Annotated in this window: 2 protein-coding genes; one reads left to right on the top strand and one right to left on the bottom strand. The window is 54.8% G+C overall.

Annotated elements, in window-relative coordinates; all coding sequences use genetic code 11:
* The first annotated feature begins 270 nt into the window (after window positions 1-270).
* Window positions 271-1,632, top strand: a complete 1,362-nt coding sequence (locus WA070_RS01745; RefSeq protein ID WP_422632506.1) for an IS110 family transposase — start codon at window positions 271-273, stop codon at window positions 1,630-1,632.
* A gap of 212 nt (window positions 1,633-1,844) precedes the next feature.
* Here WA070_RS01745 and WA070_RS01740 read toward each other — a convergent pair.
* On the bottom strand, window positions 1,845-3,091 hold a 1,247-nt coding region (locus WA070_RS01740), incomplete at its 5' end, for a transposase (protein WP_422632505.1).

The following is a 3,091-nucleotide window of genomic DNA, read 5'->3' as shown; positions in this document are numbered from 1 at the left end:
GTTAGCGAAGTAATCGGCCGCATGCCGCAAATCGCGCCGAAGAAACATGCTGCACTCCGAGTGTGGCATAGTGGAATGCGGCACTGCGGAAGACCGGAATAGCAATGGTGCATATTGCCCGAGGGTTAGCGTGGTCATGGGTGACGTCATCGACATTGGTGAATCGGCCTGGCGTTATGGGGACGCCCGACCCCTATCCCGTTTAAGAGAGTGAGCTGGACGACGTACCCGATGCAGCGCCACATTTCAACTTGGATGATGGAGTTAATCATGGTACAGCGCAAGAGTAAAATCAATCTTAAACCGGGCAAATCCAGAGAGGCATTAAGCATCACCCATCCCAATGCGGCGGGCATCGACATCGGCAGTGCTTCCCATTACGTTTCAGTACCGCCGGACCGGGATGATGAACCGGTTCGGGAGTTTCCAAGTTTTACCGTTGATCTTGAAGCTTTGGCCGATTGGCTCAAGGCGTGCGACGTCGATACAGTGGCGATGGAATCCACTGGCGTGTACTGGATTCCCCTGTTCGAGTTGCTGGAATCACGCGGCTTCACCGTGCTGCTGGTCAACGCGCGCCACGTCAAGAACGTCTCAGGCCGCAAGTCCGATGTGCTGGACTGCCAATGGTTGCAGCAACTCATGACGTATGGTTTGCTGCGTGGCGCGTTCCGTCCGGCCGATGCGGTATGCCCGTTGCGCGCGCTGTGGCGTCAACGCGGGATGTTGCTCAAAGGTCAGGCGCGGCAAGTGCAACACATGCAAAAGGCCCTCACGCAGATGAACATCCAGCTGACCAACGTCATCTCCGACGTGGTGGGCGAGACCGGGCAGAAGATTCTGCGCGCCATTGTCGCCGGTGAACGCGACGCACAGGTGCTGGCCGCCATGAAAAATGTACGCATCCGCGCCAGTGTCGATGAGATCGCCAAGAGCCTGCAAGGCAACTGGCGGGTCGAGCATCTGTTCGCGCTCCGGCAGGCGCTGGATATGTTCGATTTTATCGGCACGCAACTGGCCGAGTGTGACCGGGAAATTGAACTGCAATTGCAAGGTTTGCAGGCTTGCGATGGCGAACCCGCGAAGGGTAAGAAGCGCGGCCGAGCACGTAACGCGCCGAAGTTTGATCTGCGCGCGCAGCTGTTCAGAATGTGTGGTGTGGATCTGACGCGCATTGATGGTATCGACGTGACCACTGCGCTGGCAGTTGTCTCCGAGACCGGCACGGACATGTCACGCTTTGCCACGGTCGGGCATTTTACGAGTTGGCTGGGTCTATGCCCTGGTACCAAGATCACCGGCGGCAAAGTGATGAGCGGCAAAACCAAGCGCGTTGCAAACCGAGCCGCCCAGGCTTTGCGATTGGCCGCAGCCGCGCTGCGCAGCAGTCAGTCGGCGCTGGGCGCCTATTTCCGCAGGATGTGCGGGCGCATGGATAAACCCAAAGCCGTAACCGCCGCCGCGCACAAGTTGGCACGATTGATCTACACCATGCTTACCAAAGGTGAGGAATATACCGATCAAGGTCAGGACTACTACGAAGAACGCTACCGCCAGCGCGTGCTGCACCATCTGAGTCAACGTGCCGAAAAACTGGGGATGAAACTGGTTGAAAATGAACAGGCCGCTTAATTGTTCTTTTTATAATCAACAGGTTGATGGGTGTTTCTTAAGAGTCACGTGTCAAACCTTAACCCGCAATACTGTCGACTATTCTATGGCTACCCATAACGCTGCGTGAAAAACCTGTTCAGATGCTGCCATTGAAGGTCAGGTTGGAATAAGTGTTGTAACTAACGTTTCGGGGTTCATTTTACCCCGTAAATTTCCCTGCAAAGCTTGATTCACATGGCCTCCAGCCTCAGTGTCCGTGTATCAAGTTGCAGGGCTTGCACAAAGAAGCTTTGCACATGCTGTTCAAGGGCTTTCATCACTTGAGCCACACTGTCGCCAAGCAGCATTCTCATGTCATCCAGCGCGCCGACAATCACCGCACGAAACACCTGCCACAATCGCGCGGCGTAATCGATGCTCGTCGCGTTCGCAATCAACCGGTTGCGCACCTCTGAAATCCCATTGGCCTGTCCGCCCGACTTGGCAATCACCAGCATGCAAAATCGCATTGCAGTCAGATGAATCGAGGCGACATAAGCGGCGTAGTGATTGCTTTGTTCCTGCAAAAGTCCCAAGTATTGTTTGGCTTCCTTGAAATACACTTCAATCGCCCAGCGCATCGCGTAAAGTTCCAGCAGACGTTGCGGCACAAGGCTGATATCGGTGGTCAAAAATATCGCCCAGTCATGTTTGCCGACCTGCGCTTTCTCCTGCGTGTCTGCGCCACGTACGAACAACAGACGCACCTTGATCCAGTTTTCAACCTCGTCCGGCTTGTTCAAATTCAATTCAACATCCAGCGCCTTCGCCTGATACGGGTGCCCGGCAATTTTTTGCCACTGGCCGCGAATACTGGACTGATACAGCGCCTTGACATCCATTTTCCGGCAGCTCTTTTTCCCCGCCTTGTATTCGATCAACCGATACTTCATCGCACTTTTCTTCATTCGCAAAATCGGTGTCAGCAGCTGCTTTTCAGTCATCTGGATTATCGCCTTGGTACCAAACCAGGCATCGGCCAGCAAATATTCCGCGTCAATCCCGGCGCGCTGCGCACGCCTGATCATTTCTCCCGCCATTTCCGGTTTGGTCTGCTGCCGGGCCACGCGATATCGTGTGGCCACCACACTGCGCCCGTCACGAAACAGCTGATGCAACCCTTGCGCACGGCTCTCGCTAATAAACAACTCGCTATCAATCGGCACAAATCCAGCCGAACTGCTCAATCCCAGCGTTAAAACCTGCTGCCCCATCACACACCTTCCCGAGGTGTGATCAAAGTGACTGGATACACCCGGCATTTTCTTTCCATGGCGAACTTCGATGGTATCGTCCAGCACATAGGCACAGGGCTGACCGGCGATTTTTATCGCCCGTGCCGCCTGTAACGCTGTCTCCATGTGCAGTCTGCGCCAATTCCAGTCTTCCTTATTCAGTGCCGCATACAACGCATCTTTGCGTGCCAGCGAGAATGTTT

It is taken from the genome of Sphingobium sp., assembly GCF_049304695.1.
Classification (GTDB): Bacteria; Pseudomonadota; Alphaproteobacteria; order Sphingomonadales; family Sphingomonadaceae; genus Sphingobium.
The sequence above is the reverse complement of the archived record's forward strand: the minus strand, read 5'-3'. Positions and strand labels throughout refer to the sequence as shown.